Here is a 20341-nt window from a genome sequence, read left to right as displayed (position 1 = left end):
CTCGGTGTGCGTGCGGTACGGATCGGCGGATACGGAGCCATCCTCTCAGGCGGCGCCGTCCCCCGCGGCGGGGGCTCCACGAACCCGTACAACTGGCCCGAAGGACAGTTACGCCGGGCCCGTGCGGCCGCGTTGACTGGCGGGGTGCGGCCCGGTGCGAGGGTCACCCCCCGGACCAGCACCCGAATCGCGGCCGGTCCGGGCAGTGGCCGCCGGAAAACAGAGGGCTTCACGATGCCGGCAGGCCATAACACCGGTCGCTCGCGCCGCAGCACCCAGAACAGTCCGCGTGCCAGACGACGCGCCGAGCGGCGCAGGCGGCTGCGGCGCACGCTCATCTGCTCGGCGGCGGTCCTCGCCGTCGCGGTGGGCGTGACCGCGTACGCGACGACCTCGGACGACGACGCCACCGTCGCCGACGGCCGCAAGAAGACGGCCGCCCAGCCAAACGAGCTGGACGGGGAGACCTCCGGCGGCGGGGACCCCTCCGCGCAGGGCGGCCGACGCTCCCCCTCCCCGGCGCCCCCCTCCACCGCGCCCGCCTCGCCGTCCGCGAACCCGTCGTCGCCCGCCGCGACGAGCACCGCGCCCGCCCGGCCGGGGGTCTTCACCTCCTCCGCCGCCGCCGGCGGGCCGCAGGGCAAGGGGACGGTGCGCCGCTGGCGCGTGGAGGTCGAGGAGGGCAGCGGGGTGGACGCGGACGGCGCCGCGAAGGCCGTCGAGGCGATCCTCGGGCACCCGCGCGGCTGGACCAACGACCCCGCGTACGGCTTCCAGCTCGCCGGTCCCGGCCAGCCGGTGGACTTCACCGTGAAGATCGCGACGCCGACGACCACCGACCGGCTGTGCGAGGTGGTCACGCCCGAGCTGATCGGGGAGACGAACTGCCGCGCCGGCCACACCGTCGTCGTCAACCTCAAGCGCTGGCAGGAGGGTTCGCCGCAGTTCAAGGGCCCCGTGGAGGAGTACCGGGCCCTGATCGTCAACCACGAGGTGGGGCACGAGATCGGCCACGATCACGAGACCTGCCCGGGTCCGGGGAAGCCCGCGCCCGCGATGATGCAGCAGATCAAGGGTCTGCACGGCTGCAAGGCCAACGCCTGGCCGTACGACGAGCACGGAACTTATCTGTCGGGTCCGCACGTCCCATAACCGTGGAAACCTTGCGAGTCGTCAGCTTCACCGTCCCCGGCTGGTTCCCCTCGTACGGCACTCAGGTGCCCGAGGGGGCCCAGCTCACCGAGCAGGAATCGGCCGTGTTCCTCTGGCTGGCCACCGGCGCCTCCAACGCGGAGCTCGCCGATCAGCTCCAACTGTCGGTCAGCACGGTGAAGTTCCACGTCGGGAACATACGGTCCAAGCTCGGCGGGATAAGCCGGCTCCAGGCCTGTCTGCTCGCCGCCCTCGCGCGCGAAGGGGCGTCCGGCCCGTCGCTCAGCGACGGCGGTGCAGCAGACGGCCGCTGATGACCGTGGCCACGCACGTCGTCGCGCCGCGCTCCAGCAGCGCCGCCTCGTCCGCCGCCGCGAAGACCGCGAAGCGGGCCGGGGCACCCGCCGCCAGCACCCCGTGGAAGGCCTGCCCGGCCGTGTCCCGCCCGGCGAACGGGTCCAGGGAGGGCGCACCCTCCTGCGCGGTCGGCGGCAGGATCGTGAGGCCGGAACGGGACACCGCCGTGCGCACCGCCGGGACGGTGAAGCGGCCCGTGACCGCCACGACCCCGCGCGCGAGGAGCTTCTGGGTGCCGCGCCGGGCGCTGTTGCCCCAGCGGGCTTCGGTCAGCTTCAGCTCTTCCAGCGCCGCCTCCCCGTTGATGGGGTCGGCGCCGAGCTCGGTGATCTCGTACGGGTCGTCCGGGTAGTACGTGCGCTCCAGCAGCTCGTCCGCCCCGCGCACCAGCAGGCCGGGGGTGAGCAGCCCGGGCCAGCGGCGGGCGCGGGCGTGCGGGAAGCGCTCGGCGAGCTCGGCGAAGGGGCCGAGCGCCGCGATCCGGTCTCCTTCGACCAGGACCGCGCCGTCGGCCACCGGCGCGGATCCCGGCCCGGGGATGAGGAGTTCGGCGGAATGCAGCGTGCGCATCAGTTCGTCGGCGTCGGTTTCGTTGGCGTCGGTTTCGTCGGCGTCAGTTCGCCGAGATGAGCTTCAGCTCGGGGTGGGCCGTGCCGCCCTCGATGGCGATCGAGGAGATGTGCGAGGCGACGCGCTCGTCGACCGGGTCGTTCGCCGGGTCGTCGTGCACGGCGAGGTGCTCGTACGTCGTCGCGCGCTGCGCCGGGGTGCGGCCCGCCTTGCGGATCAGGTCGATGATCTCCTGGCGGTTGGAGCGGTGCTTGGCGCCGGCCGAGGAGACGACGTTCTCCTCCAGCATGATCGAGCCGAGGTCGTCCGCGCCGTAGTGCAGGGAGAGCTGGCCCGCCTCCTTGCCGACGGTCAGCCAGGAGCCCTGGATGTGCGCGACGTTGTCGAGGAAGAGGCGCGCGATCGCGATCATGCGCAGGTACTCGAAGATCGTCGCCTGGGTGCGGCCCTTGAGGTGGTTGTTCTCGGGCTGGTACGTGTACGGGATGAAGGCGCGGAAGCCGCCGGTGCGGTCCTGCGTGTCACGGATCATCGCGATGTGCTCGATGCGCTCGGCGTTGGTCTCGCCGGTGCCCATCAGCATGGTGGAGGTGGACTCCACGCCCAGCTTGTGGGCGATCTCCATGATCTCCAGCCAGCGCTCGCCGGACTCCTTGAGCGGGGCGATCGCCTTGCGCGGCCGCTCCGGCAGCAGTTCGGCGCCGGCGCCCGCGAAGGAGTCGAGGCCGGCGGCGTGGATGCGCTGGATGGCCTCCTCCACCGACACCTTGGAGATGCGGGCCATGTGCTCGACCTCGGAGGCGCCGAGGGAGTGGATGACCAGCTGCGGGTAGGCCTGCTTGATGGCGGAGAAGTGGTGCTCGTAGTACTCGACGCCGAAGTCCGGGTGGTGCCCGCCCTGGAACATGACCTGCGTGCCGCCGAGCTCCACGGTCTCCGCGCAGCGGCGCAGGATGTCGTCGAGGTCGCGCGTCCAGCCCTTCTTCGTGTCCTTGGGGGCCGCGTAGAAGGCGCAGAACTTGCACGCCGTGACGCACACGTTCGTGTAGTTGATGTTCCGCTCGATGATGTACGTCGCGATGTGCTCGGTGCCCGCGTAGCGGCGGCGGCGCACCGCGTCGGCCGCCTGGCCCAGCGCGTGCAGCGGAGCGTGGCGGTAGAGGTCGAGCGCCTCTTCCTTGGTGATCCGGCCCCCCGCGGCGGCGCGGTCGAGGACAGACTGGAGAACGGCCTGGTCGGTCACCGGTGAGTCACCCTTCGGCGGTGTGTCTGTGTCAAGGTCCGGACCGATCCAGCCTACGCCAGGGGTACTCCTCGGATTTCAGGGGCTACGGATGAGATTGCCTTCCGGGTTTCCGGCCGGGCCGTCGCCCGATTTGTAGTGCAGTGTCCCGTTGTCGTTGAGGGTGAAGCGTTCGTTGGCGGATCCGTTGGAGCAGATGCCGGGGGCCGGGTTGGGGCCGTCCGACGTGTCGAGGACGAGGGAGCGGTCGGTGGCGGAGGCCAGCCTCCAGTCGCCGCTGCAGTCCGTTCCGAGGACCGGGATGATCGACTTGTCCCGGCCGACGACCTCGCCGGTCTTGCCGGCCTTGATGGTGATCTCGAACTCGGTGGAGAGCCTGGCGTTGGTGGTGACCGTTCCCTTCCAGGTGCCGATGAGCTCCTTGGGAACGTCGGCACGACTCCCCTTCGACGGCGCGGAGCCGCCGCTCGCGGACGGGGTCGCCCCCGGGGCCGCGGAGCCGGAGGCGGCGGGCGGGGTGTTGGCGTCGGCCAGGTCCCGCTGCTTGTCCTTGCCCTGCCCGGGCAGCAGCCCCATCCCGTACAGCCCGCCGGACAGCACGGCGAGCACCGCGGCCGCGGCCAGCACGAGCGTGCAGCTGAGGCGGCGCCCGGCCGCGGTGACGCTGACCTGTCGCCGCTCCTCGTGGGACGCGGTCCGGGGCTGCGGTACGCCCCCGGCGGTCTCGGTCGGCGTGCCGTAGGGACCCGCCGGGGCGGGGTACGGGAAGCCGCCGGCCGTGCCCGGCGGGCTTCCGTACGCCGTGCCCGGCGCGCTTCCGTACGCCGTGCCCGGCGCGCCGAAACCGGGCGCGCCCGCGCCCGGGCCGCCGTACGAGGGGTCCGGTGCGCCGAAGCCGGCCACCGGCGCCTGGCTCCCGTACGAGGGGGTCGCGAAGGGGACCGGGCCCGAGGGCATGTCCTCGGCGGGGGCGGCCTCCAGGTCCAGGAGGGCCACCGCGGCCCGGCTGGCCTCCTCGACCAGGGGTGCGGGCAGCCAGCCCGGGACGCCCAGGGCGGGGGCGAGGGCCGCCGCGACGGCCTCCGGGGCCGGGCGGTCGGCGGGGGCCTTGGCCAGGCAGGCCTCGATCAGCTCGCGCAGCGCGCCGGGCGGGACCGAGTCCAGCTCGGGCGGCTCGTGGACCACCTTGTAGAGGAGGGTCGCCGAGTTGTCCCCGGTGAAGGGCGGGCGGCCGGTCGCGGCGAAGGCCATGACCGCGCCGAGGGAGAACACGTCGGCCGCCCCGGTGATCCCCTTGCCGAGGATCTGCTCGGGCGACATGTAGCCGGGTGAGCCGACGGACACCCCGGTGGAGGTGAGCGAGGCGGTGCCGTCGGTGGCCCGCGCGATCCCGAAGTCGATCAGCCGGGGTCCGTCCAGGGTCAGCATCACGTTCGACGGCTTCACGTCGCGGTGTACGAGCCCCAGCCCGTGCACGGCCACCAGGGCGCGGGCCAGTCCCGCGCCGATCGCCCGCACCGAGGCCTCCGGCAGCGACCCGTGCCCGGCGACCGCCCGGTCCAGCGAGGGCCCGGCCACGTACCCGGTCGCCACCCACGGCACGGACGCCTCCGGATCGGCGTCCAGTACGGGCGCGGTCCATTCGCCGCCCACCCTCCGGGCCGCCTCCACCTCGCGGCGGAACCGGGCGCGGAACTCCTCGTCGGCCGCGAAGTGCGGGTGCACGATCTTGACGGCCACGGTCCGGCCGCCCGTACTGCGGCCCAGGTAGACCCGACCCATGCCGCCCGCGCCGAGCCGGCCGAGCAGCCGGTACGCGCCGATGGTCCGTGGTTCGCCCGCTTCGAGCGGCTGCATCGTGTCCCCCATCCCCCGGGAAGATCCCTGGCAGCACCTTAGGGCGTTACGGTGTCCGCCGTCGTACGTCCGCTACAGGGGGGAAGGAAACATGAGCGAGGCGGTCCTGCCCGGCAGGAACCGGGCGGCCAAGGTCAGCGCGTTCTTCGCGGCGGGGAGCTTCGCCTTCATGGCGAACTTCGCCGGGCCCATCGCCTGGCTCAACCCGCCGATCTTCGTCGGCCTGGCCCTGCTGTGCGCGCTGATCGCGATCCCGGCCGGGCACGTGGGCCGCTTCCGGGCCCGGCGGCTGTCGGGGGACGGGAAGGGCATTGCCCTGGCGGGCATCCTCGGGGGCTGGGTGATGCTCCTGGTCTGCCTGACGGCAATCGCCACCGCGGTCGGGCTGATCACCGGCCTGGCCCTGCTGGTGGACGCCGCGTAGGGATTGCATTCCTTTCCGCTTTCCCGTGCCGGGCGCGCGGAAAGCGGAAAGGAATGAAAGCCACCGGAAACAGCGGGTAAATCGGTCAGGACTCCATGGCCGGTTCCCTGACCGGTTCCCTGACCGGCTCCGGTACCGCCGCTTCCAGGAGCTGCACGGATACGTCGGCCGGATAGCCCGTCGTCGGTCCCGTTCGGCGCGCGAATTCCCTTACGCCGGCGAGCTGTTCCGGTCCGAAGCGGAAGTCGAGCGTGGTGAAGTAACGCTCCAACAGGTCGGCGTCGAAGGCCTCCCAGCGGGCCGCCTGCTCGGCCACCTTGGTGACCTCTTCGAGGGATACGTCCCGGGAGGAGAGGAAGGCCTCGTGGACCTCGCGCACGACGGCCGGCTCGCGTTCGAGGTAGTCCTTGCGGGCGGCCCAGACGGCGAAGACGAACGGCAGTCCGGTCCACTCCTTCCACATGTGCCCCAGGTCGTACACGGTCAGCCCGAGCCGGGGTGCGTCGTGCAGGGAGGCGCGCAGCGCGGCGTCCCCGATCAGTACGGCCGCGTCCGCCTCCTGCATCATCAGGCTCAGGTCGGGCGGGCAGGTGTAGTAGTCGGGCCGTACCCCGTACTGCTCGGAAAGCAGCAGCTGAGCGAGGCGTACGGACGTACGAGAGGTGGATCCCAGGGCGACCCGGGCTCCGTCGAGCTGCTCCAGCGGCACCTGCGAAACGATCACGCAGGACATCACCGGACCGTCGCAGCCGACGGCGATGTCGGGGAAGGCGACGAGCTGGTCGGCGTTGCGGAGGAATTCCACGAGGGTGATCGGGGCGATGTCGAGGTCCCCCTCGACGAGCCGCTCACTGAGCTTCTCGGGGGAGTCCTTGGTCAGCTCCAGGTCCAGCAGGGTGCCGGTTCGGGCGAGCCCCCAGTAGAGGGGCAGGCAGTTCAGGAACTGAATGTGGCCGACGCGGGGCCGGCTGCGATAGACGTCCACATCGCGAGACTAGCGGCCGGGTCTGCGTCAGCCTTGAGGCGGGTCTCAAACGTCCGGGTGACGTGATCTTTCCCTCTGGTCTCGGCCGCTGGGTGCGTGCTAGGCTCGACGCAAGTTGCAGTTTGGTTTCCCTTGCAGTACGAGGCCTGCGGAGAATGTGACCCGCGGGCTTTTGTAGTTTTCAGACTTCTTAGCAGGTTCTGGAGCAGGGCGACCCTTTGGCCCATAGGAGGGCTCATGGCTACCGGAACCGTGAAGTGGTTCAACGCTGAAAAGGGCTTCGGCTTCATCGCCCAGGACGGCGGCGGCCCGGATGTCTTCGTCCACTACTCCGCGATCAACGCCTCTGGCTTCCGCTCCCTCGAGGAGAACCAGACGGTGAACTTCGACGTCACGCAGGGTCCGAAGGGCCCGCAGGCGGAGAACGTCACCCCGGCCTAGTCGCCTGGGCCAACTCTCTCGCGGGTTGGAAAGCAGTACCCAAGGAGCCCTGTCCCCTCTGCGCAAGCGGAGCGGCAGGGCTCCTGCCTTTTCCCTCCCGGGTGGGGTGGGGGTGCGTGCGAAGCCGCCCCGGCGCCGTTGACACGGCGCCGGGGCGGCTTCGGCACACCTTGGCCCTGCGGGCCGGAGCCGGGGCTCGGGCCCCCGCCCGGACCCGAGGGCCTGGGCGCCCGGGCCCGGGAGTCGGGGCCGGGAGTCGGGGTCAGGGGTCCGGGGCTTTGGGTCAGGAGGTCGGGTTCGGGGCGGGGGCGGGGGCGGCGGTGATCTTGATGTCCAGGATCAGGGTTACGCCTTCCGGGGTGGTCACACGGAGCTGGTACGTGCCGGGCTCCGTGGCCTTCTCGTCCGTGAAGAGCTCCGGGAGGACGATCTTGCCGTCCGCGCCGGTCTTGGCCAGCTCACGGGTGTGGACCCGCTTCTCTCCCTGCAGGAAGTACGGGCCGGTCGTGCTCGCCGGTTCCGCCGGGACCCACTCGCCGTCCTTCAGCCGGCCCAGGTCGACGACCGCACCGGACACCGCCACGGGCTTGCCCTTGGCGGTGGCGAGTACCGCGATCTCCTTGAGGCTGCCGCCGGCGACGACCTCCAGCGGCTTCGAGCCCTCCGGGCGGGCCAGCTTGTCCACGACCGGCTTCGCCGTGACCGTGCCGTCGAACTTCACCGTGAACTTGCCCAGGGTGTCGTAGGCCGAGGCGCGCAGGCTGAAGGCGCCCGCCTTGGGGCCCGGCTTCAGGCCCGGCGCGAACGCGATGCCGTTCGCGTCCGCCTTGGCCACCAGGGAGTCCTTCGTCCCGAAGAGCGTGCCTCCGGTGGTGTCCGTGTCGACTGCGAAGACCACTTCCTGGCCGACGGCCGGCTTGCCGTCGCTGAGGAGCACCTTGACCCGGGGCACCTCGTCGAAGGCCTCCGCGCCGGCCTCGGCCGTGAGACCGGGACCGTCGAGCACGACCAGCTCGGCCAGCCGCGGAGCCGGGGTCGGCGTGGGCGTGGGCGTCGGGGTGGGCGTCGGGGTCGGGGTCGGCGTCGGCGTCGGCGTCGGCGTCGGCTTGGGGGCCGGCGTCGGGGACGGCGTCACCGGCGGCGCCGGCGGACGCGGGGTGGGCAGGTTGCCCGGAGGCGCCGGCGGGAAGTTGCCGGCGGGCGGGTTCGGAACCTCGCTGGCGCCGCCGTTCTGGTACTGCCGCATGAAGCCGAGCACGGTGTTCACGTACTCGCGGGAGTTGTTGTAGCTGAGGATCGCCTGGTCGAGCTTGGCCGGGTTCGACAGGTCCCGGTCGCCCGCGCACAGGTAGAGCCCCGTGCCCAGGGCGGCGTCGTAGATGTTGTTCGGGTCCCGCTTGCCGTCGCCGTTCCCGTCGGCGCCCCACTTCGCCCAGGTGGACGGGATGAACTGCATCGGGCCGATGGCCCGGTCGTACACGGTGTCCGCGTCCCACTCGCCCTTGTCGGTGTCGCGGATCTCGGCGAAGCCGTTGCCGTCCAGGCGCGGGCCGCGGATCGGCTTCTCGGTGTAGCCGTCCGGCTTGAGCCCGTAGCCGGAGGCGTGCACCGACTCGACCCGGCCGATGCCGGCGACCAGTGCCCAGGACAGCTTGCAGCCCGGCAGCGCGGCGCCCACCGACAGCTCGGCGCGCTTGTACGCGTCCAGGGCGGTGGCGGGTATTCCGTTGGCGCCCCCGGCCGCGGCGGCCCCCGAACCCGTACCCGTACCCGGGGGATCGGCGACGAGGTCGGGCAGGTCGAGGCGGGCGTCGCCGCGTTCGGCGGCCTGCGGGCTGTCCGGGGTCGGCTCGGACTCGCCCGCGTCGGCGGTCGTCGGGCTGGTCACGACCGCGGCGGTGGTCAGGCTGGCCGCGAGTGCGGCCGTGCACAGGACCTTGCGCGAGGTGCTGACAAGGTGACGATGAAGCGGCTTCACGGTGCGGCGATCCCCCCAAGGAGCCGTCAGGCTTACGGCACACGACCGATCCGATCGTGAATATCCCTCTGTTTATCAGGTCTTCGGACCCGAATCGCCGTCGCCCCGGCAGATGTGACACACCATTCGTCTCGGCTTCACCGGACCCTCACGACAGAACGAACAAAGGACTTAAGTCCCCGCCCCATATACCCCAATGACCCCCGGTTTCGACCCCGTCCGCTCCGTACGCTGGTCGTCATGGCGACGAGCACGAACACGAAGAAGGACCAGCGGCGCGAGTCCCGCGACCGGCTGCGCCTGGAGCGCGAGGCGCGGGCCCGGCGCGCGCGGCTGCGCGGCCGGCTGCTGGTCGGGGGCTCGCTGGTCGCCGTACTGGGCATCGCGGCCGGCGTGGGCGTCTACGCCTCGGACTCCTCCGCTCCCGCCGGTCCGGGTGGTTCGAGCGACCCCGACGCGGCGGGAAAGCCATTCGTCCAGCCCGCCAACACCTCTGGCGAGGACGGGGTCGTGGTCCCGTACGGCAAGGCCGACGCGAAGCACACCCTGACGGTCTGGCTCGACCCCCGTTGCCCGTACTGCGCGGGCGTCGAGATCGGCCTGGGCAAGACCATCAAGGAACAGGCCGACGCGGGCGAGTACAAGGTCGAGTACCGCTTCGCGACCTTCCTCGACGGCGCCCTCGGCGGCGGCAGGGGTTCGAAGCGTGCCGTGAACGCGCTGGGCGCGGCGGTCAACGAGAGCCCCGAGAAGTTCATGGAGTACCTCCAGGTGCTCTACAAGAACCACCCGGAGAAGGAGACGGACGACAAGTTCGGCTCCACCGCCACCCTCCTGGAACTCGCCGACCAGGTCCCGGGCCTGCGCACCCCCGCCTTCAACCAGGCCGTCAAGGAACTGACGTACATGCCGTGGGTCGACAAGGTCGGCAAGACCTTCTACGACGAGGGCGTCAAGGGCACCCCGGCGGTCCTCGTCGACGGCACGCAGATCACCGTCAACACGGGCCGGGGCATCGACTCCATCACCCCGGAGGCCTTCGGGAAGCTGGTGGCGGAGAACCGGAAGCCGTAGCCCTCAGCGCTGGAAGCGCAGGCGGGCCGCCACCGGGAGGTGGTCGCTCGGGGTCGCGGGGAGGGTCCGGGCCGAGACCGGGGTGAGGTCGCGAACCAGCACCTGGTCGATGCGGGCCACCGGGAACGCCGCGGGCCAGCTGAATCCGAAGCCCGCCCCCGCCGCGTCGTGCGCGGAGCGGAACTGCGACATGAGCGGGGCCACCGCACGGTCGCCGGTGGTGCTGTTGAGGTCGCCCATCAGGAGGGTCCGCCCGCCCGGACCGCCCCGGACGGCCTCCGCGAGCCGCCGTGCGGCGGCGTTGCGGCGGGCCGTGTCGAAGCCCGAGCCGGGACGTACGCGTACGGACGGGAGGTGCGCCACGTACACCGTCAGCGGCCCCTGCGGGGTCTGCGCGGTGGTGCGCAGGGCCCGGGTCCACTCCATGATCGGTACGGGCCGGGTGTCGCCGAGGGGGTACACGGACCACAGCCCGACCGTGCCGCGCACCTCGTGGTACGGATACGCGCCCGCGAGCACCTGCGCATACCGGCCGGCCGCGGGCTCGACCAGCTCCTCCAGCGCGATGAGCTGCGCCCCGGTGGCGGCGAGGGCGCGGGCGGTGCCGGCGGGGTCGGGGTTCTCGTCGTCGACGTTGTGCGTGACGACGGTCAAATCGGTGGCTCCCGCGGTGCCGGAGCGGTCGGTGAGCGTCCCCGCGTGGAGGAAGCCCCAGACGAGCGCCGGCACCAGTACGGCCACCACCCCGGGCCTGGACCTGCGCAGAAACGCGAGCGCCGCGAGCACGAGCACGACGATCCCGCTCCACGGCAGGAAGGTCTGCACGAGGCTGCCCGGGTTCCCGAACCGGTTCGGGATCCGGCCGGCGAGGAGCATCAGCAGCGCGGTGAGCAGCGCGAGCGCGGGGATGATCCGTCCCGCCGGCCGCTCCCGGGGCGGTCGCCCGTCGCCCTTCGCGGTCACCCGCACCCCCGTCCGTCCCGCCGTCGCCGCTGCCGCTGCCGCCACGTCGCCGCTGCCTTCGCCGTCGCCGTCGCCGCCCTCAGTCGGTGGACGCCGCGCGCGTGCGCCCGGTTGCGGCCGCGGCCCGGTTCCCCGGCCTCGGCCGGGCGGGGATATCGAGGTGCGGTCCGATCCGGCCGGACATTAGGGTCGATGCCCGTGGAACCACTCAGCGAGAACCAGATCCGCTCGTCCTTCGTGAACTGCACCAAGGGTGAGGCCTCACGCCTGCGCCTCCCGCTCGACTTCGCCGAACTGCCCTGGGAGGACCTGGACTTCCTGGGCTGGGTGGATCCGGGCGCGCCCCTCAAGGCGCATCTCGTACTCCCCCGGCCGGACGGTCCGCTCGGCATCTCGCTCCGTGTGCCGTCGGTGAGCCGTACCAGCGCCGTGAAGTCCAGTCTCTGCCAGCTGTGCCTGACGGGCCACGCCTCCTCCGGCGTCACCCTGCTCGCCGCGCCCCTCGCGGGGGCCCGCGGCCGCGAGGGCAACACGGTCGGGGTCTACGTGTGCGCGGACCTCGCGTGTCCCCTCTACGTACGGGGCAAGCGGCAGCCGAAGCTGCGGACGACCCGGTACGAGGAGTCGCTGACGTTGGACGAGCGGCTGGAGCGGATGGCGCTCAACCTGGACTCCTTCGCGGCCCGCGTCACCGCCGGGTGACGCGGCAGACCGTTCAGAAGACCGCGACGCCTATTGCGACCAGGATGCCGCTCACCATGGCCAGCACGATGACGGCGACCATCCCGCCGAGCGCGGCGAAGAAGTAGCCGTCCCCGTCCCCGGGGGCGGCGCCGCGCGCGCAGGACACCAGCCAGGCCGCGACGGCGAGGAACGGCACGAGCAGCAGTCCGGTGGTGGTGCCCGTGTCGAAGACGGCCGTCCCGGACAGTTCGTAGGCACGCCCGCGCGCCGTCCGGACCTCCACCCGAGCCCCGTGCCGGTGCTCCGCGGCGGCCGATGCCAGCACGATCTCGCGCGCCGGCTCGCCGGCCTGCCTGGGGACGTACCAGCCCGTGCAGTCGGTGCCGGTCGAGTAGCCCTCGGCGTCGGTGGCCTCGTGGCACTCGTAGACGGTGACGACCCCGTCGACGGGCCCGAAGCCCAGGATGGCGGTCAGTTGCGGCCCGGGCAGCAGCCACACCAGCCACCCGGCGACCGCGAGGCAGAGCACGGCGCCCACGGCGGCCGCCCCGCGCCCCAGCTTCCGTACGACAGCACGCACGACGGCCCCCTCTCCCCTCCCTGGCCGGATACCCAGGGCGGGGCGGGAGTAACGCCGGGGCTCAGGGACCCGGCGGGCGGTCAGGTCTGCGCCCCCGGACCGCCCACGCGCGGGCGGTCAGCGCGATCGACCCGTCCGCGCGCGCCGGCACGGCCGCGCGGAGCGCCTCGCGCAGCCGGTCCCGTACGACCGGGTCGAGCCCGGAGACGAACCCGGGGGCGGGTCCCTGCCCGGCCAGGAACGGCTCCCAGAAATCCCCGAAGTCGCCGAACACGGTGGCCACCTCGATCGGGGCGACGGCCACCTCGGCCAGTCCCGCCCGCACCCACAGCGCACGCAGCGGCTCCGGCCGGCACACCGGGAACCGGCGGGTCTCGTCCGGTTCCGCGGCGGACGGGTCCACCATCACCGCGGCCCGCCAGAAATGGCGCAGGAACTCCATTCCCTCCGCGTAGTCCCATACGTACGCGGCGACCAGCCCGCCCGGCCGCACCACCCGGACCGCCTCCGCGAGCGCGGCCCCGGGCTCGGGCAGGAAGTTGAGCACGAGCCCGCTGCCCACGACGTCCCATTCCGCGTCCCGTACCGGCAGCGAGGCCGCGTCACCCACGACGAACCCGGTCCGCGCGGGGGCGTCCGCCCGGGCCGAGGCCACGAAGCCCGGGGAAGGGTCCACCCCCAGCACCGCCCGGGGCCGCCGCCGTTCGGCGATGGCCCGGCTCAACGCCCCCGTACCGCAGCCCACGTCCAGCCACCGCAGCCCGTCCGCGCAGCCGAGCCACGCCACGAACCGCTCCGCGACCGGCCGGCTCCACCGCCCCATGTACCGCTCGTAGGCGTCCCCCGCCGCCCACACCCCGAACCGCTGCTCGTCCATGGCCACCACGATGCCGGGACCGGGCGGGCACCGGCCGGGGACACGCGCGAACGGTGCGCCGCGCGCCTCAGGCGATGCCGAGGAATCCCGGATCGACCCCGTCGAGTTGGAGGCAGGAGTCCCGGCTCAGGCCCAGCAGCTCCGCCATGGGCACGGTTCGGCGGTCGGCCCCCTCCAGGTCCCCGCGCCCCTCGGCCGACCACAACGGCGGGTAGAACGACAAGCCTTCCGAGGCCTTCAGCCCGGCGACCTCCTCGCGCCATCCGGTCCACCGCACACCGTCGTAGAACCCCTTGAGGTCTCCGCCGAGCACCCATGACAGCCAGGCCGAATACCCGGCGCCGAGCGCGTCCCAGCGCAATGCCTCGGGCGCGAAGTAGACCACTTCGCCCGGCCCACCGGGCCGCCCGTCCCCGGCGGGGTCGGCGCCGTTGAGCGCGAAGACCCCGCCGAGCACGTCCTGGGCCACGACCAGTCCCGCGTCCGGCCGCCAGGCGGGGTCGAAGGCCGCGGGCATGCCGTTCACCTCGGCCAGGCCCGGCAGCCCTGCCGGGGCGGCGGCGCCCGGACTCCCGAACACCCGGAGCCAGCCGCCGTCCACGAGCAGTCCGCCGCAGTTGAGCACGATCCCACCGAGGTACGACCGGGCGGTCACCTGCAACTGCAGCAAGGCCGCCCCGCCTTGCCCGGCGTCACCGCCCACCACCTCGACCGGCACCTGCGCACCGGCGACCTCCTCCAGGAGAACGGGCCAGGCGGGATCCTCGACGTTGATCAATTCATTGAGTACACGCATCCCCGCATCGTCGCAGGGGCACTTGGGGGTCGAACGGCGGGTGTGGGTGGAGCCGTTCGGCGCCCCCGTCCCTCACTCCCCGTACAGCCCCTCGATCTCGGTCGCGTAGCGCTCCGAGATCGCCTTGCGGCGGAGTTTGAGGGTGGGGGTCAGGGTGCCCGCCTCCGGGGTGAAGTCCTCCGGGAGGATGTGGAAGGCGCGGATGCGGGCCGGGCGGGAGAGGGTGGCATTGGCCTCCGTGACCGCCTGCTCGATCAGGGCTCGGACCGACGGGTGGGTCGACGGGGAGTCGCCGAGGGCGACGGCCTCGCGGGTGGCCCAGGCGGCGACCTCCTCCGCGTCCAGGGTGACGAGTGCGACCGGGTGGGGGCGGCCGTCGCCGATCATGACGGCGCGGGAGACGTAGCGGGAGCGTTGGACGGCGAACTCGGCTTCCGTCGGGGTGAGGTTCTTGCCCGCCGAGGTGATGACCAGTTCCTTCTTGCGGCCCGTGATGCGGAGGTAGCCGTCGGGGTCGAGTTCGCCGAGGTCGCCCGTGTGGAGCCAGCCCTCCGCGTCCAGTGCCTCGGCCGTGGCCAGCTCGTTCGCGTGGTACCCCGGGAAGACCATCGGCCCGCGCGCCAGGACCTCCCCGTCCGGGGCGATCCGCACCTCGCAGCCCGCTATCGGCCGGCCCACCGTCCCGTGGCGGACCGCGTCCGGGTGGTTGAGGGAGATGACCCCGGCCGACTCCGTCATCCCGTACCCCTCGTACACGTCCATCCCGCACGCCCGCAGGAAGTCCAGGGTCGCCGGGGCGATCGGGGCGCCGCCGGTGAGCGCCCACTTCAGCCGGCCCCCGAACGCGCCCCGGACCAGGGAGTACAGGGATTCCTCGGCGGCGGCGTGCTCCTCGCGACGGGACTCCGGCAGCCGCCCCTCCGCCGCCAGCACCCCCAGGCGTACGGCCTCCTCGAAGCGCTCCCGGCCGCCCTCCTGCGACTCGGCCAGGGAGAGCACCACGGAGTGGAGCTTCTCGAACAGGCGGGGCACGGAGGGGAGATGGGTGGGGCGGGCGACGGCCAGCTCGGACAGGACGTCTTCGATCCTGCCGCCGAAGTAGCAGAGCTCCCCGCCCTCCAGCAGCGTCGTGAACTGGATCAACTGCGCCAGCAGGTGCGCGAGCGGCAGGTAGAGGTACGTCGAGTCGCCCGGACCGCCCCGGACCAGCGGGAGGGTCGCGTCCTGGATGGCGCCCAGGTTCGCGTGGGTCAGGCGGCAGCCCTTCGGGAGGCCGGTCGTGCCGGAGGTGTACACGATCGAGGCGTCCGCCTCGGGGGCGACGGCCTCGGCCCGGGCGAGGAGTTCCGCCTCCGGGGCGGCGGCGAGCCCCGGCAGCGCGTCCATCAGGACCACCTCGCGCAGGTGCGGCAGCTTCCCCCTCAGCACCTCGACCCGCTCCGCCTGCGCGGCGTCGTCGCAGACGACGAGCACCGCGTCCGAGTCGGCGAGGACCCAGGCGAGCTCCTCCTCCCCGGCCGTCGGATAGACCGGTACGAGGACCGCGCCCGCCGCCAGCACCCCGAAGTGGGTGTACGTCCACTGCGGGCGGGTCTCCGCCAGTACGGCGACCCGCTCGCCGGCGGCCACGCCCAGGCCGAGCAACGCGCACCCGACGGCTCGCACTTCGGCGGCCAGTTCCGCGTACGTACGGGTCTGCCAGTGGTCACCCGCACGGAACCGCAGGGCCGTCTCGGGCCCGTGCCGCACCTCGGTCCACTGGGTGAAGCGCGCCAGTGTGCCGGGCCTGGACCGGTCTCCGTCGACTGTGTCCATCGCCTGCCCTCCCGGGAGTTGGTGACCCTCGACGCTAGGCGTCCGGGCCGGGGCGGCGATATGACCGGAAGCGTCACGCGTGTTGACCTGAGCGCTCATCGCGCATACCCCTCGTCCCGGCCACAAAGGCGGTTTCCAGCCAAGCAATGTGAAGGTAAAGCGAAGGCCTGCCGATAAACCCGCAGGTAGACGCGTTGAACCTGGTTGCGCCTGAGGCGTGTTGGCCATTCATACGGTGGTCAAGTGATCGACTTGTGGGTAACGTGCACGTGTGCCCGGCGCTCGAAGGATGAGATGACGAGCACACCGTCGGACTTCTCCCTGACCAGGAGCGGTGCGGCAACGACCAAGTAATCGGGGGAAAGAAGTCCGCGGGTGACCATTCGGTTTCCACGCCTGTTCAGGTTGCCCACAAGGGCTTCCTCCCCCTTGCGACAACGCAAGGGAATTCCAAATGAATCGCAACACCCTGCGCATGGCGGCCGTTTCGGCCGTCGCAGCCATCGCCATCGGGGGTGGCGCCGGCCTGGCCCAGGCCTCCTCGGCCTCCGTGGCCGCACCCCAGTCCGTCTCGGCCACCCAGCAGGCCGAGGCGCAGCAGGCCGCGCGCACCCTGCTCGCGAGCCCGCTCGCGGCTGAGCTGACGCCCGCCGAGCGCGCCGAGATGAACAAGATCGTCGCGGGTGAGGCCTCGGCCGCGAGCAAGTGGAGCGCGATCCGCGCCGCGTTCAGCAAGGTCGGCGGCTTCGCCAAGGCCATCGGCGGCAAGTACAGCGACTTCAAGAAGTGGTACGACGGCCTGTCGTGGTGGGTCCGGGCGCCTCTCGCCGCCGTCTCCCCGGGCCTGACGCTCCTCGAGATCTACAACGCCCTCCGAGGCTGATCGAGCCCCGCGGCAGATCGAGTGACGTCGGCCGGGCCGTCCGGGTTCTCCCCGGGCGGCCCGGCCCGCCATCACCCGGAACCACCCCAGAACCACCCCAGAACGAAGACGGAGTACCCGGGATGACCGACGCCAAGTCCGCCCGAGCAGCCGGTGAAGGCGCATGGGCCTTGCCCCTGTTGACTCTTCTCCCGGTGGTGGCCCTCCGGTATCTCACCGCCCCCTCCACGCCGTGGCTCGTCATTTCCTGGGCGTTCTGCGCCTTGTCCGCGGTATTGCTGGCGGCGGGCTGGGTGACCGTGTCCCGTCACGGAATGCGCGGCCCCGGGGCCTGGGTGACGTGTTTTCTCGCGCACGCGACTCTCGCGGTGCAGGTGATGTGGCTCGTACTGAATTGATGTCGCGTCATGAATGCGAAGTCATCTGCGCGAAGTCATCGATTCGATGCCTTCGCCGCGTGCCGAGCCGTAATTGACGGACAAGCTCATCGGGGGAAGAAGCCCGCGGGTGACAACCCTTCGGTTTCCACGCCTGTTCAGGTCGCCGAGTGCGGGCTTCCTCCCCCTTGCGATAACGCAGGGAGACCCTACATGAACCGCCACCCCATGAATACGGCGGTCGAAGCGGAAGGTCTCGGCCGGTCTTTTGGCTCCAAGCGGGTATTGGACGACGTCCCGTTGACCCTCCGCGCCGATGAGGTGACCGGATTCGTCGGCGCCAACGGCGCGGGCAAGTCCACCACCATCCAGCTGATGCCGGACCTCCTGCACGGCGAGGGCAGCACCCTGTCCTCCGCGCTCGTGCTGGCCGCGTCCCGTGCGGCGCAGCCGGAGTGGGGCCGGGTGGTGGAACCGGCCCTGCGGTTCGCGGCCGGCCGGGCGATGCTGACCGACGTGTCCGCGTACCCGGCGGACGACCGGCCGTTCGCCCGCGCGCTGGTGGGCTCCGACCTCGCCACGGCCCCGGCGACGGGCCTGTTCTGCCTCTACACCGTGCTGATCGCGGCGGCGGGGTGAGGCCCACCGCCCCGCGCACGTCCGTATCGCGGGGCGCCCCGGCGGGGTTACCGTCGGACCATGGGGAGGCGGACGATCACCGTGCACCATGTGCGGGCCGTGCTCGCGGGGGCCCGCGGCAGCGGCATCGACACCGTGCCGCTGCTCCAGGAGGCGCAGATCCCGCCGCTCCTCCTCGGTGACGACCGGGCCCGGGTCACGCCCGCGCAGTTCGCCCGGCTGTTCCGGGCGCTGTACCGGACCACGCAGGACGAGTTCCTCGGGCTGGGCTCGGTGCCCAGCCGGCCCGGCACCTTCGCGATGATGTGCCACGCCTCGCTCGGCTGCCGGGACCTGGGCGCGGCCACGGAACGGGCCGCCGCCTTCTACGGGCTGTTCCCGGGCGGGCCGGAGTTGGCGCTCGAAGTGGCCGGCTCCGAGGCCCGGTTCACCGTCCGCAACGACCTGTCCCGCGACGAGGGGCGGTTCCTCACCGAGTGCGTGCTCGCCATCTGGCACCGGCTGAGCAGTTGGATGGTCGGGCGGCGCATCCCCCTCGCGTACGCCGCCTTCACCTATCCCCCGCCGCGGCACGAGGACGAGTACGAGCTCCTCTTCGACTGCCCGGTCCGCTTCGGGGAGGACCGTACGGGCGCCTCGTTCGACGCGCACTGGCTGACGGCCCCCCTCGTACGGGACGAGGCCGCGCTCGACGCGATGCTGCGCCGGGCCCCCTTCGACCTGCTCTCCCGCCCGGAGTACGGGACCACGGTCGCGGAGCAGGTGCGCCGCACCCTGACCCGGCGGCTGCGCACCTCGCCGCGGCTGCCCGCGCTGGCCGAAGTGGCGGCGCTGCTCGCGGTGTCCCCGGCGACACTGCGGCGCCGGCTCCGGCAGGAGGGGACCTCGTTCCAGGAGCTGAAGGACCGCGTCCGCCGGGACGCGGCCATCGCGGGCCTGGCCGAGGGCGGCGAACCGATCGCGGAACTCGCGGCCCGCCTGGGCTTCTCGGAGGACACCGCCTTCCACCGGGCGTTCCGGCGGTGGACGGGGACGACGCCGGGGGCGTACCGGATCGCTTCGGGCGGGGTCGGGGAGGTCGGCGGGCCGGCTATGGGATGTCGGAGGTCGTCTCGCAGTTGACGGCGGTGTCGGCGGTGCCCGCCTCGCCGTCGCAGGTGTCGGCGTTGGCGCCGCCGTCGAGGAAGTCGTCGGCGGGACCGGCGAAGATCAAGTCCTTGCCCGCCTGGCCCCGGATCGTGTCCCGGCCGCCCGCGGTGCCCGCGGTCGAATCCCCGTCGTAGTTGGTGTTGTCGCCGAAGAGGAGGTCGTTGCCGCCTCCGCCGTCGATCTGGTCGTTGCCGGCTCGGGTGACGGAGGCGTCCCCGACGGAGCTGTCACCGATGAGGATCTCGCCCCGGGCGCCGCCGATGATCGTGTCGTTGCCCGCGCCCCGGGCCTGGCCGCCTGCGGGGTCGCCGATGTTGTGGTCGCCCAGGGCGAAGAACCCGCCGTCGGTACCCATGTCCAGGAGGTCGTCGCCGCCGCTGCCGACCGCCCCCGCGATGCCCTCGCTGTCGCCGACGATGCTGTCGAAGGTGCCCAGGCCGGCCCGCAGGACGTCGTCGCCCGCGCCGGTCCCGGTGCCCCCGAAGGGCGCGGCCGAGTCGCCGAGCAGGCCGTCGTTGCCGGTGCCGCCGTCCAGGAGGTCGTCGCCGCCGCCCTCGGCGTCACCTCCGAGGGCGACGCTGTCGCCGGTCATGTGCTCGTCGTCGCCGGAGCCGCCGAACATGCGGTCGTCGCCGCCACCGCGCGCGGTCCCGGCGTCGTCGCTCTCGGAGTCGCCGGTCATGAAGTCGTCGCCGGAGCCGCCGTCCAGCAGGTCGTCGCCACCGCCCTCGGCGTTCCCGCTCGCGGTGAACGAATCGCCCACCATGTCGTCGTCGCCTTCGCCTCCGCGGAGTTCGTCGTCGCCGCCACCCACGGCGTTGCCGGTGTCGAGGGCCGTGTCGCCGCGCATGACGTCGTCGCCCCCGGCGCCGTCGAGGCGGTCGTTGCCGAGGCCGCCGATCAGCTTGTCGTCACCGCTGAGCCCGCAGATGAGGTCGTTGCCGCCGAGCCCGTTGATCGTGTCGGCCGCCGACGATCCGACGATGACGTCGTTGCCGGGTGTGCCGGTGATCGTGCCGCTGCCGGTGATGGTGGCGGTGACGCCGAAGCAGGTCGTCGCGGCGGCGACGGCGCTGCCTGCCGGGAGCCCCAGCGTGAACAGGGCGGCGGTGACGACACCGGCCGTGATGATGCGTGCCATGCAGGTCCTCCGACGGTCCGTGGCGGGATCCCAGGAGGACTCCCACACGACGGCCGGTCCGCAAGCGGCGGCTGCGCCGACTGGCTCACTCCGTCCATCCGACGGGGGCCCTGATCCGCCATCCGGCAGCACCTCGGACCGGCTGCGGCACCGCACCGGGCAGCGCGGGCGCGGGACCCGACCCTCAGAGGGACTGGAAGTTCCAGAACACGGCGACTTCGTCGTCGTTCACGGCGATGAGTCCGGTGTCCCGAGACCGAACGGGCGAGTGCGTGTCCGGGCCGGTAAAGGTGAGCTGTGCGGTCAGCGACCTTCCCACCGGTCCGTCACTACCTTCTCCTCACCTGCCCCCACAC

Annotated in this window: 21 protein-coding genes; 10 read left to right on the top strand and 11 right to left on the bottom strand. The window is 72.4% G+C overall.

Annotated features, from left to right (window positions below; genetic code table 11):
• Positions 1-234: 234 nt before the first annotated feature.
• Together ACIQ5Y_RS09705 and ACIQ5Y_RS09700 are read left to right on the top strand one after the other, a co-directional pair.
• The gene (locus ACIQ5Y_RS09705) at positions 235-1152 is read left to right on the top strand and encodes a DUF3152 domain-containing protein (RefSeq protein WP_403877285.1); all 918 of its coding nucleotides are present in this window, start codon (positions 235-237) and stop codon (positions 1150-1152) included.
• Between the two features lie 2 nt (positions 1153-1154).
• On the top strand, positions 1155-1466 hold the full coding sequence (locus tag ACIQ5Y_RS09700) for a response regulator transcription factor (protein ID WP_403877282.1): 312 nt from the start codon (positions 1155-1157) through the stop codon (positions 1464-1466).
• On the opposite strand, the gene ACIQ5Y_RS09695 is transcribed toward ACIQ5Y_RS09700, so the two are convergent.
• From ACIQ5Y_RS09695 to ACIQ5Y_RS09685, 3 genes are all read right to left on the bottom strand, one after another.
• Positions 1435-2079: an imidazolonepropionase-like domain-containing protein gene (locus tag ACIQ5Y_RS09695; RefSeq protein ID WP_403877279.1), complete on the bottom strand. Its 645-nt coding sequence runs from the start codon at positions 2077-2079 to the stop codon at positions 1435-1437. The two genes, ACIQ5Y_RS09700 and ACIQ5Y_RS09695, sit on opposite strands and share 32 nt — an antisense overlap.
• A 43-nt stretch (positions 2080-2122) precedes the next feature.
• Positions 2123-3322, bottom strand: a complete 1200-nt coding sequence (gene mqnC, locus ACIQ5Y_RS09690) for a cyclic dehypoxanthinyl futalosine synthase (protein WP_403877275.1) — start codon at positions 3320-3322, stop codon at positions 2123-2125.
• Positions 3323-3400: 78 nt separating this feature from the next.
• Positions 3401-5179, bottom strand: coding sequence for a serine/threonine-protein kinase (locus ACIQ5Y_RS09685; protein ID WP_403877490.1), 1779 nt, complete (start codon positions 5177-5179; stop codon positions 3401-3403).
• A 91-nt stretch (positions 5180-5270) separates the two neighbouring features.
• Between ACIQ5Y_RS09685 and ACIQ5Y_RS09680 the strand changes: the two genes are divergently transcribed.
• Positions 5271-5603, top strand: a complete 333-nt coding sequence (locus tag ACIQ5Y_RS09680; protein WP_403877272.1) for a DUF4190 domain-containing protein — start codon at positions 5271-5273, stop codon at positions 5601-5603.
• Positions 5604-5688: 85 nt separating this feature from the next.
• Here ACIQ5Y_RS09680 and ACIQ5Y_RS09675 read toward each other — a convergent pair whose 3' ends face one another.
• Positions 5689-6588 (bottom strand): menaquinone biosynthetic enzyme MqnA/MqnD family protein, encoded by a 900-nt coding sequence (locus tag ACIQ5Y_RS09675; protein WP_403877269.1) that lies wholly within the window; start codon positions 6586-6588, stop codon positions 5689-5691.
• A gap of 237 nt (positions 6589-6825) precedes the next feature.
• Here ACIQ5Y_RS09675 and ACIQ5Y_RS09670 point away from each other — a divergent pair, with 237 nt between their 5' ends.
• Positions 6826-7029: a cold-shock protein gene (locus ACIQ5Y_RS09670; protein ID WP_030012116.1), complete on the top strand. Its 204-nt coding sequence runs from the start codon at positions 6826-6828 to the stop codon at positions 7027-7029.
• A gap of 283 nt (positions 7030-7312) precedes the next feature.
• Here ACIQ5Y_RS09670 and ACIQ5Y_RS09665 read toward each other — a convergent pair whose 3' ends face one another.
• Positions 7313-9007, bottom strand: coding sequence for a lytic transglycosylase domain-containing protein (locus tag ACIQ5Y_RS09665; protein ID WP_403877265.1), 1695 nt, complete (start codon positions 9005-9007; stop codon positions 7313-7315).
• Between the two features lie 240 nt (positions 9008-9247).
• Here ACIQ5Y_RS09665 and ACIQ5Y_RS09660 point away from each other — a divergent pair, with 240 nt between their 5' ends.
• Positions 9248-10081 (top strand): thioredoxin domain-containing protein, encoded by an 834-nt coding sequence (locus tag ACIQ5Y_RS09660; RefSeq protein ID WP_403877262.1) that lies wholly within the window; start codon positions 9248-9250, stop codon positions 10079-10081.
• A gap of 3 nt (positions 10082-10084) precedes the next feature.
• Here the strand turns inward: ACIQ5Y_RS09660 and ACIQ5Y_RS09655 are convergent, their stop codons facing one another.
• A complete protein-coding gene (locus ACIQ5Y_RS09655; protein WP_403877487.1) occupies positions 10085-10993 on the bottom strand; it encodes an endonuclease/exonuclease/phosphatase family protein in 909 nt (302 codons plus the stop codon).
• A gap of 249 nt (positions 10994-11242) precedes the next feature.
• Between ACIQ5Y_RS09655 and ACIQ5Y_RS09650 the strand changes: the two genes are divergently transcribed.
• Entirely contained in the window at positions 11243-11746 is a 504-nt protein-coding gene (locus ACIQ5Y_RS09650; protein WP_403877485.1) for an FBP domain-containing protein, read from the top strand.
• Between the two features lie 13 nt (positions 11747-11759).
• Here the strand turns inward: ACIQ5Y_RS09650 and ACIQ5Y_RS09645 are convergent, their stop codons facing one another.
• From ACIQ5Y_RS09645 to ACIQ5Y_RS09630, 4 genes are all read right to left on the bottom strand, one after another.
• Positions 11760-12308, bottom strand: a complete 549-nt coding sequence (locus ACIQ5Y_RS09645) for a hypothetical protein (RefSeq protein WP_403877259.1) — start codon at positions 12306-12308, stop codon at positions 11760-11762.
• A 61-nt stretch (positions 12309-12369) separates the two neighbouring features.
• A complete protein-coding gene (locus ACIQ5Y_RS09640) occupies positions 12370-13185 on the bottom strand; it encodes a class I SAM-dependent methyltransferase (protein ID WP_403877256.1) in 816 nt (271 codons plus the stop codon).
• A gap of 67 nt (positions 13186-13252) precedes the next feature.
• Entirely contained in the window at positions 13253-13981 is a 729-nt protein-coding gene (locus ACIQ5Y_RS09635) for a DUF2625 family protein (RefSeq protein ID WP_403877253.1), read from the bottom strand.
• A gap of 72 nt (positions 13982-14053) precedes the next feature.
• Positions 14054-15796 carry an AMP-dependent synthetase/ligase gene (locus ACIQ5Y_RS09630; protein WP_403877251.1) on the bottom strand — a complete coding sequence of 581 codons (1743 nt, stop codon included), beginning with the start codon at positions 15794-15796 and terminating at the stop codon, positions 14054-14056.
• 454 nt (positions 15797-16250) lie between these two features.
• Here ACIQ5Y_RS09630 and ACIQ5Y_RS09625 point away from each other — a divergent pair, with 454 nt between their 5' ends.
• From ACIQ5Y_RS09625 to ACIQ5Y_RS09610, 4 genes are all read left to right on the top strand, one after another.
• Positions 16251-16679, top strand: coding sequence for a hypothetical protein (locus ACIQ5Y_RS09625; RefSeq protein ID WP_403877249.1), 429 nt, complete (start codon positions 16251-16253; stop codon positions 16677-16679).
• Positions 16680-16801: 122 nt separating this feature from the next.
• On the top strand, positions 16802-17077 hold the full coding sequence (locus tag ACIQ5Y_RS09620; protein ID WP_403877246.1) for a hypothetical protein: 276 nt from the start codon (positions 16802-16804) through the stop codon (positions 17075-17077).
• A 192-nt stretch (positions 17078-17269) separates the two neighbouring features.
• On the top strand, positions 17270-17695 hold the full coding sequence (locus ACIQ5Y_RS09615; protein WP_403877243.1) for an ATP-binding cassette domain-containing protein: 426 nt from the start codon (positions 17270-17272) through the stop codon (positions 17693-17695).
• Positions 17696-17755: 60 nt separating this feature from the next.
• On the top strand, positions 17756-18817 hold the full coding sequence (locus ACIQ5Y_RS09610; protein ID WP_403877240.1) for an AraC family transcriptional regulator: 1062 nt from the start codon (positions 17756-17758) through the stop codon (positions 18815-18817).
• Here the strand turns inward: ACIQ5Y_RS09610 and ACIQ5Y_RS09605 are convergent.
• A complete protein-coding gene (locus ACIQ5Y_RS09605) occupies positions 18786-19985 on the bottom strand; it encodes a calcium-binding protein (RefSeq protein ID WP_403877237.1) in 1200 nt (399 codons plus the stop codon). The genes ACIQ5Y_RS09610 and ACIQ5Y_RS09605 overlap by 32 nt on opposite strands.
• Positions 19986-20341 lie beyond the last annotated feature (356 nt).

The organism is Streptomyces sp. NPDC096339 (assembly GCF_044762985.1).
GTDB lineage: Bacteria > Actinomycetota > Actinomycetes > Streptomycetales > Streptomycetaceae > Streptomyces.
This window is presented reverse-complemented; position numbering and strand designations above follow the sequence as displayed.

What these genes read in the sequence shown, in the direction of transcription:
- ACIQ5Y_RS09615 (WP_403877243.1), top strand. Translation starts at nt 17,270, where the DNA reads ATGAACCGCCACCCCATGAATACGGCGGTCGAAGCGGAAGGTCTCGGC.
- ACIQ5Y_RS09605 (WP_403877237.1), bottom strand. Translation starts at nt 19,985, where the DNA reads ATGGCACGCATCATCACGGCCGGTGTCGTCACCGCCGCCCTGTTCACG.
- ACIQ5Y_RS09685 (WP_403877490.1), bottom strand. Translation starts at nt 5,179, where the DNA reads ATGCAGCCGCTCGAAGCGGGCGAACCACGGACCATCGGCGCGTACCGG.
- ACIQ5Y_RS09695 (WP_403877279.1), bottom strand. Translation starts at nt 2,079, where the DNA reads ATGCGCACGCTGCATTCCGCCGAACTCCTCATCCCCGGGCCGGGATCC.
- ACIQ5Y_RS09660 (WP_403877262.1), top strand. Translation starts at nt 9,248, where the DNA reads ATGGCGACGAGCACGAACACGAAGAAGGACCAGCGGCGCGAGTCCCGC.
- ACIQ5Y_RS09705 (WP_403877285.1), top strand. Translation starts at nt 235, where the DNA reads ATGCCGGCAGGCCATAACACCGGTCGCTCGCGCCGCAGCACCCAGAAC.
- ACIQ5Y_RS09620 (WP_403877246.1), top strand. Translation starts at nt 16,802, where the DNA reads ATGACCGACGCCAAGTCCGCCCGAGCAGCCGGTGAAGGCGCATGGGCC.
- ACIQ5Y_RS09625 (WP_403877249.1), top strand. Translation starts at nt 16,251, where the DNA reads ATGAATCGCAACACCCTGCGCATGGCGGCCGTTTCGGCCGTCGCAGCC.
- ACIQ5Y_RS09610 (WP_403877240.1), top strand. Translation starts at nt 17,756, where the DNA reads ATGGGGAGGCGGACGATCACCGTGCACCATGTGCGGGCCGTGCTCGCG.
- ACIQ5Y_RS09670 (WP_030012116.1), top strand. Translation starts at nt 6,826, where the DNA reads ATGGCTACCGGAACCGTGAAGTGGTTCAACGCTGAAAAGGGCTTCGGC.
- ACIQ5Y_RS09640 (WP_403877256.1), bottom strand. Translation starts at nt 13,185, where the DNA reads ATGGACGAGCAGCGGTTCGGGGTGTGGGCGGCGGGGGACGCCTACGAG.
- ACIQ5Y_RS09680 (WP_403877272.1), top strand. Translation starts at nt 5,271, where the DNA reads ATGAGCGAGGCGGTCCTGCCCGGCAGGAACCGGGCGGCCAAGGTCAGC.
- ACIQ5Y_RS09630 (WP_403877251.1), bottom strand. Translation starts at nt 15,796, where the DNA reads ATGGACACAGTCGACGGAGACCGGTCCAGGCCCGGCACACTGGCGCGC.
- ACIQ5Y_RS09635 (WP_403877253.1), bottom strand. Translation starts at nt 13,981, where the DNA reads ATGCGTGTACTCAATGAATTGATCAACGTCGAGGATCCCGCCTGGCCC.